Raw genomic sequence first — 14,101 nt, 5'->3', positions numbered from 1 at the left:
GGGTGGCGCGCGGCGGGTGGCGGGGCAGGGAAGAGGTGCCCCCGTCCCTCCGGAGGAAAGGGAACCTCATGATCACGCTGGTGCGACGGCTCGCCGTCATCTCGGCCATCGCCCTCGCCGGGGCGGCTCTGCCCGCGTCGTCCGCGCACGCGATGGGCTCGTGGGTCTGCGCCGGCGGCTCCCGCACCTACCTGGGCAGCGTCGTGGGCTACCACATCCTGGGGTCCGGCTGCACGGGGGAGGGTTCGGGAGCCGGGTCGATCACCATCCCGTCGGGCACCTACGGCTGCGCGGTCGTCAACCCGACACCCCAGCTGGGCATCGTCAGCGGCCTGAACTGCTGATCCCCGCTCGCTCGGCTCATCCCGACCGGTCGAGCAGCCACCGCTCGACCGCCGCGCTCATCCGCCCGCCCGCCTCCAGCGCCGCCGCCTTGGCGGCGGCCGGGTCGGTGTGCGCGGCCTGGCCGAGGATGACGCCGAGCACCAGATGCCCCCGTACGCGCGAGGCCCACATCAGGCTGCCGCCCGCGGCCGTGCCCGAGCCGGTCTTGATGCCGATGACGCCGTGCCTGTTCAGCAGCGTGTTGGTGTTGTGCAGCCGCCGGGCGTCCCCCGGGACGGACGTGTCGGTCTGCGCCACCACCGCCCGCAGCACCGGGTCGCCCATCGCCGCCCTGGCCAGCCTGAGCTGGTCGGCGGCGGTGCTGACGGTGGTGTCCTCGTTGCCGCTGGCCCCCGTGTACGTGCTGTCCGCCATGCCCAGGCGCCGGGCGGCGGCGTTCATCCGGGCCACGAACCGCTCCTGGGAGCCGGCGTCCCAGCGGGCCAGGAGCCGGGCCACGTTGTTGCCCGAGGGCACCATCATCAGCTCCAGCAGCCGCCGCAGCCGCACCGTCCGGCCCTGGACGAGCGGGACGGTCGACTCCAGCCGCGACAACGACTCCTCGGCCGCCGTGCGGTCCACGGTGATCGGCGGGCCGTCGTCGCCGGGCCGGAGCGGGTGGCGGCGCAGGATCACGTAGGCGGTCATCACCTTCGTCACGGAGGCGATCGGCACCGGCCGCGGGTCGCCGCTGACGCCCAGGCTGCCCACACCGGTCACCTCGACCGCCGCCTGCCCCTCCCGCGGCCACGGCAGGGACGCGTCCCCGGTGACCGGGGGAGCCCCGGCACAGCCCGACAGAACACCCGCCACCAGCACAAACATCAAGGAACGTCGCATACCGGCCAGGTTGCGCGACCGGCGTGTCCGTACGGCCGTGGCCGCGCATCCACCCGCGCTCAGCCGTGTATCAGCCCGGCATCAACCCCGGCGTCGATCCCGGCGTCGATCCCGGCGTCGATCCCGGCGTCGATCCCGGCGTCGATCCCGGCGTCAGCTCGCCGGGAGGCGGAGGACGGCGACCGCGCCGCCGTCCGGGGCGTTGGACAGGGTCAGCTCGGCGCCGATGACCCGGGCCTGGCCCGCCGCGATCGTCAGCCCCAGGCCGTGCCCGCGGCCCCGCTCGGCGGCGCCCGTGCGGAACCGGCGCGGCCCGTCGGCCAGCAGCTCCGGCGGGAACCCCGGCCCCCGGTCGCGCACCTCGACCACGTGGTCGCCGACCGCGATCTCCACCGGCGCCGCGCCGTGCCGGTGGGCGTTGAGCACGAGGTTGGCCAGGATCCGGTCGAGCCGCCGCGGATCGGTCTCGGCCACCGGGTCCCCGTCGGCCAGCACCCGCGCCTCGACCCCCACCCGGGACGCCGACTCCGCGGCCAGCCCGGCCAGCGGCACGCGCACCCGCTCGGCGACCTCGGCCCCGGCGTCCAGCCGGGACACCTCCAGCAGGTCCTCCACCAGCGCCCGCAGCACCCGCACCCGGTCGCGCACCAGGTCGGTGACCTCGCCCTCGTCCAGCAGCTCGACCACGGCGACCAGCCCCATCAGCGGGGTGCGCAGGTCGTGCGCGACGTCGGCGGTGAACCGCTGCTCGGCCAGCAGCCGGTGCTGCAGGCTCGCCGCCATCGAGTCCACGGCGGCGGAGATGCGGGCGATCTCGTCCCGGCCGCGGGCGTCCGTCCGGGCCACCAGGTCGCCCCCGGCGATCCTGCGGGCGGTCTGCGCGACCCGCCGCAGCCGCCGGTTGGGCAGCTCGGCTGCCAGCACCGCCAGCGGCACCACCCCGGCCAGGGCGAGCAGCCCGGCCTTGGCCATGTTCCGGTCGAGCGCCTGGAGGCCGAGCAGCTCGGAGCCCATCGCGATCCGCACGCTCCGCACCTCGTCGCCGCCGTACGGCTGGACCGCCCACATCCACGGCTCGTCCCGGTGGTCGAGCCCGTACCAGACCACCCGGCGGCCGGGGCGCAGCCGGTCGGCCAGGTCGGCGGGGAGCTCGGCGAGGGGCACCACGTCCTCGGCGGTCCCGGCGGCCAGCGACTGCTCCAGGGCCACCTCGGCCTGCGCCTGGCCGAGGTCGAGCGCCCGCTGCCAGGTCGCCCGGTGCACCAGCAGCCCCACCACGGCGGCGACGACGGTCGCGGCGAGCGTGACGAGAGCGGCGATCTTCCAGCGCAGCGAGGCCGGGTTCACGTGACGGCCAGCTTGTAGCCGAACCCGCGCACGGTCTCGACGCGCTCGGCGCCGATCTTCCTGCGCAGCCGCTGCACGCACAGGTCCACCACGCGGCTGTCGCCGTCCCAACCGTAGTCCCACACGTTGCGCAGCAGCGTCGCCCGCTCCAGGACGATGCCGGGATGGGCGGCGAACTCCAGCAGCAGCCGCAGCTCGGTCGGCGACAGCTCGACGCGCCGGCCGGCCCGCCGCACCTCCAGCGCGCCGGTGTCCACGCTCAGGTCCCCGAACTCCAGCACCGCCGCCCCCGCCCCTGCCCCCGCGCCTGCCCCCGTGCCGGGCCCGGCGGGCGTGCGCGCGAAGGTCGCCCGGCGCAGCAGCGACCGGATCCTGGCCACCAGCACCGGCAGGTCCACCGGCTTGACCACGTAGTCGTCGGCGCCGCCCTCCAGCCCGGCCACGATGTCCAGCCCGTCGCCGCGGGCCGACATCATCAGGATCGGCACCTGGCTGGTCTCCCTGATGCTGCGGCACACGCTGATGCCGTCCAGGCCGGGCAGCATCACGTCCAGCAGCAGCAGGTCGTGATCGCCCGTACGGGCGGCCTCCAGCCCGTCGAGCCCGTCGGCCGCCGTGGTCACCCGGTAGCCGTACCGTTCCAGGGCCATGCCCAGCGACGTGCGGATCACGGTGTCGTCCTCGACGAGCAGCAGGGATGTCATGAAATCGCACCATACCTAGCGAAGTGCATTGACCGGTTCCATCCGGGCGGCGCGCAGGGCCGGATACAGGCCCGCCAGCAGCCCGACGACGGCCCCGGCCACCGGCGCCACGGCGGCCGTCCCGACGTCCAGGACGGGCGTCCACTGCTTGACGGCGCAGACCCCGACGATCACCACGATCCCGGCGGAAGCGCCCAGCACGCCGCCGATCAACCCGGTCAGCGTGGACTCCAGCAGGAACTGCGCCGCGATGTGCCGGCGCGCCGCGCCCAGCGCCCGGCGCAGCCCGATCTCGGCGACGCGTTCCATGACGGTCACCAGCGTGACGTTGGCGATGCCGACCGCGCCGACGACCAGCGAGACCAGCCCGAGGATCAGGAACAGGGCGTCGACGTCGCCCTCCACCGCGTCGCGGGCCCTGGTGGGGCTGGGCGGCGAGACGACCTGGAGCAGGGCCTCGTTGCCGGGGCTGAGCGCCGAGGGCGCCTGCCGGGCGATCAGCTCGGCGGCCCCGAGCGCGGTGTCGACCAGGACGCGCGTCACGGTCCCCAGACCGTAGGGCCGGCCGGCCGTGGGCGGCAGGATGACCGCGCTGGCCAGGCTCTTCTCCCGCCGGAGATCCCCGAGCACCCCGATCACGGTGTAGGCCCGGGTGCCGATGAACACGGCCGGAGCCCGGTCGAGCCCCGTGATGCCGAGCAGCCGGGCCGCCTGCTGGCCGAGCACGACCACCCGGTCGCCCCGGGCGACGTGCCCGGCGTCGAAGTAGCGGCCCTCGATCATCCTGCCCTTGACCGCCGCGGGCAGGCCGGGGCTGCTGGAGACCACGGTCAGCGTCTGGTCGGTGACGCGGGCCGGGTCCACGACGTCGTTGGAGCGGACGACGAGGTTGGCGCTGCGGTCGGACTCGGCGAGCGCGGCGGCCGAGACCACCCCGCGCAGCCGGGTCACCCGGCCCACGTCGGCCCATCCGACCAGCGGGAACGGGTGGGCCGGGACCTCGACCGTGACGGAGGTGGCGGTCAGCTCGTCGAAGCGGCCGACGATCTGGTTGCCGGCCGTCGCGGCGACGCCCAGGGTCACCACGAGCGTGGTGATGCCGAGCACGGTGCCCAGCGTGGTCAGGGCCGAGCGCACCGGGCGGGCCAGCAGGCCCGCCACGGCCTCGGTCAGCAGGTCGCGCGGGTGCACGTCTACTCCTCCGTGAGGACGCCGTCGGTGATGCGGACCCGGCGTCCGGCCCGGTCGCTCACCTCGGTCTCGTGGGTGATGACGACGATGGTCATCCCTTGGGCGCGCAGCTCGTCGAACAGGTCGAGCACCGCGCCGGTGTTCGTGCTGTCGAGGTTGCCGGTGGGCTCGTCGCACAGCAGCAGCGACGGCTCGCCCAGCAGGGCGCGGGCGATGGCGGCGCGCTGCCGCTCGCCGCCGGACAGCCTGCCGGGCAGGAAGTCCACCCGGTGCGACAGGCGCACCCGGTCGAGGGCCCGCACGGCGCGGTCCCGCCGTCCCGCGCGCGGGGCGCGGCCGTAGATTTCGGCCAGCATGACGTTCTCCAGGACGCTCCGGTGCGGCAGCAGGTGGAAGGACTGGAAGACGAAGCCGATCCGGCCCCCGCGGACGGCGGTGCGCGCCCCTTCCCTCAGCGTGGTGGTCTCTATGCCGTCGAGCCGGTAGCTGCCGCGGGTCGGCCGGTCGAGCAGGCCCAGGGTGTTGAGCAGGGTGGACTTCCCCGACCCCGACGGCCCGACGACCGCCACGTAGTCCGCCCGCTCGACCCGCAGGTCGACCGACGACAGCGCGCGGACGGGCGGGTCGCCGGGGAACTCCTTGGTCAGCCCGCGAAGGTGGATGACCGGCTCAGCCACTGTTGACCACCACCCGCTCACCCGGTTCCAGGTCGCCGGTCACCTCCACGGCCCCGTCGGCGGACAGGCCGGTGCGCACCTGCACCTCCTCGGTCCGGCCGGGCGCGGTCTCCACCCGCACCCTGGCCCGGCCGTCCGCCGCCGTGACGACCGCGGCCACGGGGACCACCAGCACCTCCCCTCCGGTGGCGCCGATGGTCACGCGGACCGTGACGGGCTTCCCGGCGAGCCCGCGCAGCCCCTTCACGGAGGCGGGCGTGACCGTCACCGGGACGGCGCCCTTGGCGTCACGCCCCTCGATGGCGGTCACCGTGCCGGGGACGGTCGTGCCGGAGTCGGTCTCGATGCTCGCCGGCAGCCCCGCCTTGACCCGTTCGGCCTCGGCCGCGTCCACCGAGCCGGACACCACGAACCCGGCGCCGGTGACCGTGGCGACCGCCTTGTCCACCGGCTCGCCCGCCTTGACGGCCGCCTTGTGCAGGCGGACGGGCAGCCTGGGCAGGAAGACGATCTCGCCGGGCGGCACGGTGGTGCCGTAGGTCCGGGAGAACTCGGCCAGCAACGCCTGCGCCGCGGCCAGGTCGGTGCGCGCGTTGGCCACCTTCAGCCGGGCGGGGGAGAGCTGCCTGGCCTGCCTGAGCGCCTGCTCGGCGACGGCCACGGCCTCCCGCGCCGCCCGTACGGCCTTCTCCAGCTCGGCCAGCCGCTTCGCCCGCGCCGCTCCGGCCTCCGCCCGCGCGCGTTCCAGCGCCGACCGGGCGGCGGCCAGGTCCGCGCGGGCGTTGGCGACCCGGAGTTCGAGCAGGCGGGTGTCGGCGGGCGGCCCCGCCGTGGGGGCGGAGCCGGGCGCCGCGGTCGGCGCGGTGGTGGGTGCGGTGGTGGGCCCAGAAGTCGGCCCGGTAGACGGCCCGGTAGACGGCCCGGTAGACGGCCCGGTAGACGGCGCAGTGGTCGGCCCAGCGGTCGGCGTCGCCCTCGCTCGGGCGAGTTCCTGCTCGGCCGCCAGCAGCCTCTCCTCGGCCGCCCGCACCGCGCTCTCGGCGGCCTCGACGGCAGCCCCGTCCCGGGCCCTGGCCTCGGCGGTGCGGTCCTTGGCCCGCGCGCTCCTCAGCGCCTGTTCGGCCTCCTTCAGGTCGTGGCGGGCGCCGGTCACCCTGAGCTTCAGCGGGCGCACGTCCATGGCCTGGTCGAGAGCCTTGCTCTCGGTCGCCAGCACGTCCCGCGCGGTCCGTACGGACCGCGCCAGCTCGTCGCGCCGCTGCCGCAGCTCCAGGGTGGGCTGCTGGGCCTCGTAGCCGCGCCGGGCGTAGAAGCGCGACACCGCCGCGACGGTCGCCCGGTCGAACACGCCGGTCACCGGCACCCGGTGCCCGAGCCGGCGCAGCGCCTTCTGCAACTGCCGGACGTCGTCCCCCTCGGCGCCCGGGACGATGCCGCGGTGCATCGGCACCCTGCCCGCGAAGACGAACACCGGCCGCCCGTTCACCTCCATCAGCACCGCGCCCTCCACGAGCTTCCCCCGCCGGGGGGCACGGGTGGCCCGCTGGACGGCCTCGCCGCCGCCCACCACCCCGCCCACCACGCCGGCCAGCGACACCGCGCGCGGGGAGCCGTACTCCAGCGTGCCGCTGACGACGACGGTGGCGACCAGCCTGCGCCGCTCGACCTCGACGGTGACCAGCGACGGCACGGGCGGCCTGCGCGCGGCCGCCTCGTCGGCCGGTGAGCGCAGCCGGGTGCCCACCCCCCAGCCGGTCCCGGCGACCGCCAGGACCACGACCAGCACGAGCAGCAACTTGCCGCGAGGGGTGCGCATCACTGCTCTTGGAACCCGTACTTCACCCGGGCCTCGTTGGTGAGCCGCCGTTGCAGCGGGACGAAGGCCGCGTAGAAGTCCTTGCCGCACTCCAGGTCGGCCAGCGCCGACCTGATCTCCTTGGCCAGGTACGGCCGGGCGGCGGCGGCCGTGACCTCGCCCGCCTTGCCGAGCCGGTCGGCCTGCTCGCCCCACAGCGTCAGCCCCCGCGCGCTCAGCGCCAGCGGCCGGACGGAGGTCACCCGCTCGCCCTTGGACTTCAGGCACTCCGCGAACGGCCCGGCCAGCTCCACCAGCTTCGGATCGCCGTCGAGCGCCTTGTCGATGTTCTCGATCTCGGTGCTCATCTGGTCCTGGTAGTCGGCGAGCGAGGTGACCTTCAGGCCGTCGACCTGGCGCAGGGCGCTGACCCGGCACTCGTTCATGGTCTTCAGCCAGGCGTCCCGCCGGGGGCCGGAGAGCCCGTCGAGCGTGGCCTGGTTGGGGTCGGGGGCCCGGGTCTCGGTAGGCTTGGGGTAGACGATCGCCGAGAAGACGCCGAAGCCGTTCCTGCTCCGCTCGGCCTTCATCGCCTCGTAGTCGGCCGGGTCGGCGTCGGGCGTCCCCGGCCTGCTGACCGAGGGGGTGTAGGCGAAGCCCTTCTGCTTCATGCAGGTGGCGATCACAGTCTCCCGCTCGCGTAGCTTGTCCGCCCGGGCGTCGCCCCCGCCGGACGCCGGGGCGGCCTGTCCCGCCGGAGCCCCTCCGCAGCCGGTCAGCACCGCCAGACCGAGCAGACCGCACACCAGCACACGCATCAAGGGCTCCTTCACCGTGGGGACGCGCCGACCTTCGCGACGCCTCGGCCACTCTTGAGCCCTTTTCCCTCCGCCCGGCCTTGGCCGGGTATCACCGGGCGCTCAGCCGTGTATCGGCCGTGTATCAGCGCCCGCAGCCAGCCATCAACCCCCACCGAAACGGAGAAGAACCGTGCCGAATCACGTTCTCACCGGCACCCCGGGCGCCGGGAAGACGGCCGTCCTGCGGCTGCTGGAGGTCCACGGGTTCAGCGTCGTCGAGGAGGCGGCGACGGACGTCATCGCCCTCGGCCAGGCGCTCGGCCGCGCGGAGCCCTGGCGCGAGCCCGCCTTCGTCGAGGAGGTGGTCAGGCTCCAGCGGCGGCGCCAGGAGGCCGCCCCCGCGGGCGAGGCCGCCGTCTTCTTCGACCGCTCGCCGGTCTGCACGCTGGCGCTGAGCCGCTACCTGGGGTTCCCCGCCTCGCGTCTGCTCGCCCGCGAGGTCGAGCGGGTGGTGGAGCGGGGGACGTACGACGGGAAGGTGTTCTTCGTCCGCAACCAGGGGTTCGTCCGCGCCACCGCCGCCAGGCGGATCGGCTACGAGGAATCGCTGGACTTCGAGCGCCTGCACGAGCGGACCTACCGCGACCTCGGGTTCGAGCTCGTCGAGGTGCCCGCCGGGCCGCTGGCCGACCGCGTCGCGCTGGTCGAGCGCGCCGTCAGCCCACCCGGCCGCTCTTGACGAGCGCCCAGCACAGCGAGGCGAACGCGCCGGTGGTGGTGATCGTGCGGACGAGGTTGTAGCCGGCCCACTTGGCCTCGTCGAACGCGCGGCGCACCGCGGCCAGGTCGGCGATCCGGTCCGGGTCGCCGGCCGCCTTGATGGCGTCGTTGAGCGGCACGTTCACGGCCACCGTGAGCACGAAGGCGACCAGGTAGAGCACCAGCGCGACGATGATCCAGGGCAGCACCGCGCGCACGTTCTGGCCGAGGTGCAGCGCCGCCGCCAGGCCCGTGAAGGCCAGCGCGCCGACGAAGCTGAGCATGAACCAGGGGTTGAGGATCGCCCGGTCGACGGCCTGGAACGCCCCGACGAACGTGCGGTCGTCGGTCGCGCCCAGACCGCGCATGATGGTGTGCGAGTAGAGCCCGAAGACGCCCGCCGCGAGCCCGGTGGCCATGGTCGCCGCGATGAGCACGACGGTGCGCAGAACCGACATCTGTGTGTTCCCCCTGTTCGTCCCCGCGCCCGACGTCCCGGACGCGCGAGGACTAGTCAACGCGACACCGGGGGAGCGCGGCCATGGCCGAGACTCTCCCGCCCATACGCCAGACTCCATGGGGCGCCGGGGTCAGGGCGCGGGCGGGTTCCGGCGCGCGGTGACCAGCGCGAAGGACAGGTATTCCCCCTGGTCGGCTTCGAGCATGGCGATCGTCGCCGTCTCCTGCCGGGCGCGGGCCCACAGCAGCCAGTCGTGCCAGCCGCCGTCCTGCAGGCGCGCGGACGTCACCGTGACCAGCTCGGTGATCTCCCACTGGAAGCGCCACCACCCGGCGGTGTGCCAGGCGATGGCCTCCCAGCCGACCAGCGCCTTGACGTGGGCGGGGATGTGCCCGAGGTCGCGCACCTCGCGGGTCATGCCGGGCGTGGCGACGCCGAGCTGCCCGCCGGGCCGCAGGAAGCGGACCAGGTAGGGCAGGTAGGAGTCGGCCGTGCCGAAGTACTCGAAGGCGTCCACGCTGACGATGGCGTCGAAGGACTCCTGCTCGAACGGCAGGGCGTGCGCCTCGGCCCGTACGGCCCTGACGCGGTCCGCGACGCCCGCCGCGGCGAAGACGGCCGCGGCCTTCTCGGGCGCGACCCACAGGTCGGCGGCCACCACCTCCACCCCGAACTCGCGGGCCAGGAAGACCGAGGTCGCGCCCAGGCCCGAGCCCAGGTCGAGCACCCGCATGCCGGGCCGCAGGTCGAGGTCGCGGGCCAGGTCCTCCAGCAGCCACAGCGGATGGGGGCCCATGTCCAGCCCGAGCACCCATTCAGGGTCGTATTTGGAGGAAAGCGGATAGACGTCGGGACGCACGAGGTCCTGGATCGCTGACACAGCGGGCATCCCACCACGAAGGCCCCGCCCGTTCAACCGGTTATGTGCCGCCGGGGTCAGGCCGCGATGACGGCCGCGGCGGTGCGGCCCCCGTCGACGTCGAGGACGATGCCGTGGACGAACGCGGCCTCCTCCGCGGCCAGGTAGACGGCGGCGTGCGCGATGGCCTCCGGCGTGCCCACGCCGCCCGCCGGAGTGCCGTTCATCATGACCGCGCCGGCCCGCGCCGCCGCCGCGCCCGGCTCCAGGATCACGCCGGGCGAGATGGCGTTCACCCGGACGCCCCGCGGGCCGAACTCGGCGGCCCAGGCCCGCGTGAGGGTCTCCATCGCGCCCTTGGTGGAGCTGTAGAGCGCGCCGACGGGCACGCCCAGGCGGGCGATCCACGAGCCCAGGTTGATGATCGCGCCGCCGCCCGCCTGCGCCATGGCCGGAGCCAGCGCCGCGGTCAGGAAGAACGGCGCCTTGACGTTGACCGCGTAGACCCGGTCGAAGGTCTGCTCGTCGGTGCCGGCGGTGTCGTCGCCGGGGTAGATGCCGGCGTTGTTGACCAGGATGTCGACGCCGCCGCCGAGCACGTCGGCCGCCTCCCGGGCCAGGGCCCGCGAGGCCGCGGCGCTGCCGTCGAGGTCGGCCCGCACGAATCCGGCCCGCCCGCCGCGTTCGCGGATGCCGGCCACGACCCGCGCGCCCCGCTCGGCGCTGCGCCCGGAGACGACCACGTGCGCGCCCTCGGCGGCGAACGCCTCGGCGATCGCTCGCCCGATGTTGCTGGTCGATCCGGTCACCAACGCCCGCCTGCCCCGCAACCGTGCACTCATCACAACGCTCCCGTCAGTGTTCCGCCGGGACACGCCGCCCCGGCCGGTCCTGCCACTGTGCGCGGAGAAAATTGGACCCGCAAGTCCAATTCGGGGTCACCGGGTGAGGTGCGCCAGCAGGGCGGCGGCGGCCGGGTTGGCGGGCACGGGCGCGCGGCCGGCCAGCACGACCGTCCTGGCCGGATCAGGCTGGCGGATGCGCACGGTCGGCAGCCCCTCCCGCTCGGCCACCCGCCGGGGGACGATCGCCACCCCGATCCCGGCGCGCACGAGGTCGACCAGCAGCCGGATCTGGGTGACCTCGCAGGTGATCTGCCGGTGCAGCCCGCACCCGGCGGCCAGCCTGCGCACCGCGGTCTCCAGCCCGGTGCCGGCCTTGAAGTCCACGAACGGCTCCTCCGTCAGCTCCGACAGCAGGGCCCGCTCCGCGCCGGCCAGCCGGTGGTCGGGCGAGGTCATCAGCACCAGCTCCTCCTCCCAGGACTCGAACACGGCCAGCCCCGCGGGCAGCTCGGCGCCGTCGAGCGCCAGGTAGGCCAGGTCGAGCTCGCGGGCGAGCAGCGCGTCGAGCAGCCCCGCCACCGGGGCGTCGCGGACCGAGATCTGGACGCCGGGCCGCAGGCGGTGGAAGGCGGCCAGCTCGGCCGGCAGGTCGACGCTGGTGAGCGTCTGGATGGTGCCGATCGCCACCCGGCCGGCGGCCAGCCCGGACACCGCGGACACGGCGTCGGCGGCCGCCGCGGCGTCGGCCAGCAGCGCCCGCGCGGCCGGCAGGAAGGCGTGCCCGGCCGGGGTGAGCACCGGCCGCCGCCCGGTGCGCTCGAACAGGTCGGCGCCGAGCTCGCGTTCGAGCTTGCGGATGGACGTGCTGAGCGCCGACTGCACGATCAGCTCGGCCCGCGCGGCGGCGGTGAAGCTGCCGTGGGTGGTGACGGCGACGAAGTGGCGGAGCTGGCGCAGTTCCATCCATCTACGATAGCGATGGCTGCCAGCGAGACGATGTGTTGGATCGATCAGTGTGTGCCAGGACATCCTGGTCCGCATGGAACGACACGTACCTGCCCTGTGGTCGGCCGCCTACTGCTCCCGCCGTCCCGCCCCGGTCCGGCTCGCCGGGCGGGGGCTGCTGAGGATCCTCGACTTCGTCCGGGCGCTCGCCCTGGCCGACCACCGCACGTTCGTCTCGCACTGAGCGGGTCTCAGCCCGCGTTCTCCCGGTGCCGCAGGAGCAGCAGCGCGATGTCGTCGGTGTGCGGGGCGTGGTCGAGCAGCGTCCCGGCGACCTGCTGGAGCTGCTCGCGCGGGGCGCTGGTCAGGTACGCCGCCAGCGTCCCGATGGCCTCGTCCAGGTCCACGCCCGGCGCCTCGACCAGCCCGTCGGTGTAGAGGGCCAGGACGGCGCCCGGCGGGAACGGCACCTCCACCGTGGCGTACTCGGCGTCGGCGTCGATGCCGAGCAGCAGGCCCGCCGGGATGTCGATGATCTCGGCCGGCATGTTGGGCGGGCGCAGCAGCGGCAGGGGATGACCGGCGTTGGCCGCCCGCAGCGTGCGCAGGCGCAGGTCGAAGTAGATGAGCAGGCAGCTGGTGAACAGGTCGGTGTCCAGGTCCATGAGCAGCCGGTTGGTGTGCTGGAGCACGTCCCCGGGGCTGGCCCCGACGGCGGCGTGGGCGTGGATGGCGGTGCGCACCTGGCCCATGAGCGCCGCGGCCGTCATGTTGTGCCCCTGGACGTCCCCGATGACGGCGGCGGCGGTGGTCTCGTTGAGCCGGATCAGGTCGTAGAAGTCGCCGCCGATGCCGACGCCGCGGGTCGCGGGCACGTATCGGGCGGCCACCTCCAGGCCCGGCATGTCGGGCAGGCTGCCGGGCAGCAGCGAGGTCTGCAGGCTGTGGGCCAGCCGGTCCTTGGTGTCGTAGAGCAGCGCGCGGTCCAGGGCCTGGCCCATCAGCCCGGCCAGCGTGGTCAGCGTCGCGCACTGCTCGGCGGTGAACGGCCGCGCATGGTCGAAGGCCAGCAGGCAGACGCCGAAGGTGTCGTCGGAGACGGTCAGCGGCAGGAAGGCCCAGGCGGCCATCCCGTCGTCCTGGACGGCATCGGGGAAGGCCCGGCCCAGCTCGTCCCGGTCGGCGAAGAAGGCCGGCTCGCCCGTGCGGATCACCTGCTCGGCGGGGCTGGGCGCGGCCAGCGTCTGGCCGTCGAAGCGCTCCAGCACCTCGGGGACGTAGCCGTGGGAGCCGACGATCCGCATCCGGCCGCTCTCCGCCCTCATGATCGCCATGGCCTGCGCCTTGAACACCGGCATGACGTGCTCGGCGATGAGATCGACGACCTCCCTGACGTTCAGCGCCCTGGTCATCGCCGAGGCCATGTGCAGGAAGTTGTAGAAGACGTCGGCCCGCGGCAGCCCCGAGTTGTCCGGGGCGAAGGCGCGCGCGGGCCGCTGCGCGGACAGGTCGGCCCCCGAGGGGGTGATGCGCAGGCTCACCCCCGTCGGGTCCGGGTGCAGCACGAACTCCAGCTCGTGGCCGTCCGGCCGGCGGGCCGTGCAGGAGGCGACCTGCTGGCCGACCACCGCCGCCCGGCAGCGGTCCTGGAAGGCCGGGTCCTTCAGCCACGTCGCCGTCTCCCACAGCGGCGTGCCCAGCAACTCCGAGACGGTGGTGCCGAGCAGCCCGGCGGCGGCGGGGCTGGCGAAGGTGACGACGCCGTCCAGGTCGAGCGCGACGGAGCCGTCCCGCAGCCGGTCCAGGTAGCCGGCCGCGGCCACGGCCTCGTACGGGTCGGGCATCGGCGGCGGCACCGGGGTCAGCACCCGCGGCTCGCCGCCGGGGCGCAGCGGGCATCCGCTGTCGGCGGCCTGCTCCAGGACGGCCGCCAGGCGCTCGCTGGCGGCGGCGATGACCTCCTGCTCCGGCCCGCTCAGCTCGGCCGGCCGCCCCTCCGGCCAGAGCAGGATCCACGAGCCCCACATGCGGGAGTCGCTGTGCAGGGGCGCGGAGGCCGAGGCGAAGGCGTACGGGAAGGCCAGGGCCGTGCCGGGGAAGCGGCGGGTCAGGTCCTGCGCGGTCGGTACCCACACCAGCCGCCCCTGGCGCACGGCGGCGGCCACGGGCGCGCCGCCGTCCAGCCGGACGGTGGTCCACGGCTTGACGAGCTGCGTGGGCAGCCCGATCTCGGCCTCCATCATCAGCACCTGCGGGGAGCCCGTCAGGAGGTAGACCGCGCCGATGTGCGCGCCGGTGTCACGGGCGGCCTGGGCGAGCTGCTCGTCCAGCGCCGAGGTGTACGGCCGGGTCCCCTCGTCGGCGTGGCCGCCCACGGGCTAACTCGTTCCGTCCTGCGCTGACGTCGGCGCCGCGTCCCGTTGATCGCCCATAGGACAACTGTAGATATCCGTATTGGGGGTGATGCTCACCGTTGCCGGATTCTGGCGAAGAGG

At 74.6% G+C, this 14,101-nt stretch carries 15 protein-coding genes; 3 read left to right on the top strand and 12 right to left on the bottom strand.

All coding sequences use genetic code 11. The annotated features are described in order from the left end of the window. The first annotated feature begins 68 nt into the window (after nucleotides 1–68). The gene (locus ACIBST_RS00155) at nucleotides 69–344 is read left to right on the top strand and encodes a hypothetical protein (protein ID WP_397167716.1); all 276 of its coding nucleotides are present in this window, start codon (nucleotides 69–71) and stop codon (nucleotides 342–344) included. A gap of 16 nt (nucleotides 345–360) precedes the next feature. Here the strand turns inward: ACIBST_RS00155 and ACIBST_RS00150 are convergent, their stop codons facing one another. From ACIBST_RS00150 to ACIBST_RS00120, 7 genes are all read right to left on the bottom strand, one after another. Further along, the gene (locus tag ACIBST_RS00150) at nucleotides 361–1,224 is read right to left on the bottom strand and encodes a D-alanyl-D-alanine carboxypeptidase family protein (protein WP_397167714.1); all 864 of its coding nucleotides are present in this window, start codon (nucleotides 1,222–1,224) and stop codon (nucleotides 361–363) included. A gap of 153 nt (nucleotides 1,225–1,377) precedes the next feature. Next, entirely contained in the window at nucleotides 1,378–2,571 is a 1,194-nt protein-coding gene (locus ACIBST_RS00145) for a sensor histidine kinase (protein ID WP_397167713.1), read from the bottom strand. Further along, complete coding sequence (gene cseB, locus ACIBST_RS00140; protein WP_397167711.1) at nucleotides 2,568–3,275, bottom strand: two-component system response regulator CseB; 708 nt, start codon at nucleotides 3,273–3,275, stop codon at nucleotides 2,568–2,570. Before cseB ends, ACIBST_RS00145 begins: the two co-directional genes overlap by 4 nt. A gap of 15 nt (nucleotides 3,276–3,290) precedes the next feature. After that, nucleotides 3,291–4,466 (bottom strand): ABC transporter permease, encoded by a 1,176-nt coding sequence (locus ACIBST_RS00135; protein WP_397167709.1) that lies wholly within the window; start codon nucleotides 4,464–4,466, stop codon nucleotides 3,291–3,293. 2 nt (nucleotides 4,467–4,468) lie between these two features. Then, entirely contained in the window at nucleotides 4,469–5,143 is a 675-nt protein-coding gene (locus ACIBST_RS00130; RefSeq protein WP_397167708.1) for an ABC transporter ATP-binding protein, read from the bottom strand. Further along, nucleotides 5,136–6,959, bottom strand: coding sequence for a peptidoglycan-binding protein (locus tag ACIBST_RS00125; RefSeq protein WP_397167706.1), 1,824 nt, complete (start codon nucleotides 6,957–6,959; stop codon nucleotides 5,136–5,138). The genes ACIBST_RS00130 and ACIBST_RS00125 overlap by 8 nt, the downstream gene beginning before the upstream one ends. Then, entirely contained in the window at nucleotides 6,959–7,756 is a 798-nt protein-coding gene (locus ACIBST_RS00120; protein ID WP_397167704.1) for a hypothetical protein, read from the bottom strand. Before ACIBST_RS00120 ends, ACIBST_RS00125 begins: the two co-directional genes overlap by 1 nt. A 172-nt stretch (nucleotides 7,757–7,928) precedes the next feature. Between ACIBST_RS00120 and ACIBST_RS00115 the strand changes: the two genes are divergently transcribed. Next, nucleotides 7,929–8,477, top strand: a complete 549-nt coding sequence (locus tag ACIBST_RS00115) for an AAA family ATPase (protein WP_397167703.1) — start codon at nucleotides 7,929–7,931, stop codon at nucleotides 8,475–8,477. Here the strand turns inward: ACIBST_RS00115 and ACIBST_RS00110 are convergent. The 4 genes from ACIBST_RS00110 to ACIBST_RS00095 all read right to left on the bottom strand — a co-directional run bounded on the left by ACIBST_RS00110 (nucleotide 8,455) and on the right by ACIBST_RS00095 (nucleotide 11,624). Beyond that, nucleotides 8,455–8,955, bottom strand: a complete 501-nt coding sequence (locus ACIBST_RS00110; protein WP_358301390.1) for an anthrone oxygenase family protein — start codon at nucleotides 8,953–8,955, stop codon at nucleotides 8,455–8,457. The genes ACIBST_RS00115 and ACIBST_RS00110 overlap by 23 nt on opposite strands. A gap of 132 nt (nucleotides 8,956–9,087) precedes the next feature. Next, nucleotides 9,088–9,837 (bottom strand): SAM-dependent methyltransferase, encoded by a 750-nt coding sequence (locus tag ACIBST_RS00105; RefSeq protein ID WP_397167701.1) that lies wholly within the window; start codon nucleotides 9,835–9,837, stop codon nucleotides 9,088–9,090. A 56-nt stretch (nucleotides 9,838–9,893) separates the two neighbouring features. Beyond that, nucleotides 9,894–10,658: an SDR family NAD(P)-dependent oxidoreductase gene (locus tag ACIBST_RS00100; protein WP_397167699.1), complete on the bottom strand. Its 765-nt coding sequence runs from the start codon at nucleotides 10,656–10,658 to the stop codon at nucleotides 9,894–9,896. A gap of 96 nt (nucleotides 10,659–10,754) precedes the next feature. Beyond that, nucleotides 10,755–11,624 (bottom strand): LysR substrate-binding domain-containing protein, encoded by an 870-nt coding sequence (locus ACIBST_RS00095; RefSeq protein WP_397167698.1) that lies wholly within the window; start codon nucleotides 11,622–11,624, stop codon nucleotides 10,755–10,757. Between the two features lie 76 nt (nucleotides 11,625–11,700). Between ACIBST_RS00095 and ACIBST_RS00090 the strand changes: the two genes are divergently transcribed. After that, the gene (locus ACIBST_RS00090) at nucleotides 11,701–11,850 is read left to right on the top strand and encodes a hypothetical protein (protein WP_397167696.1); all 150 of its coding nucleotides are present in this window, start codon (nucleotides 11,701–11,703) and stop codon (nucleotides 11,848–11,850) included. A gap of 7 nt (nucleotides 11,851–11,857) precedes the next feature. On the opposite strand, the gene ACIBST_RS00085 is transcribed toward ACIBST_RS00090, so the two are convergent. Then, nucleotides 11,858–13,981 (bottom strand): SpoIIE family protein phosphatase, encoded by a 2,124-nt coding sequence (locus ACIBST_RS00085; protein WP_397167694.1) that lies wholly within the window; start codon nucleotides 13,979–13,981, stop codon nucleotides 11,858–11,860. Nucleotides 13,982–14,101 lie beyond the last annotated feature (120 nt).

Source organism: Nonomuraea sp. NPDC049684 (assembly GCF_044465345.1).
GTDB lineage: Bacteria > Actinomycetota > Actinomycetes > Streptosporangiales > Streptosporangiaceae > Nonomuraea.
This window is presented reverse-complemented; position numbering and strand designations above follow the sequence as displayed.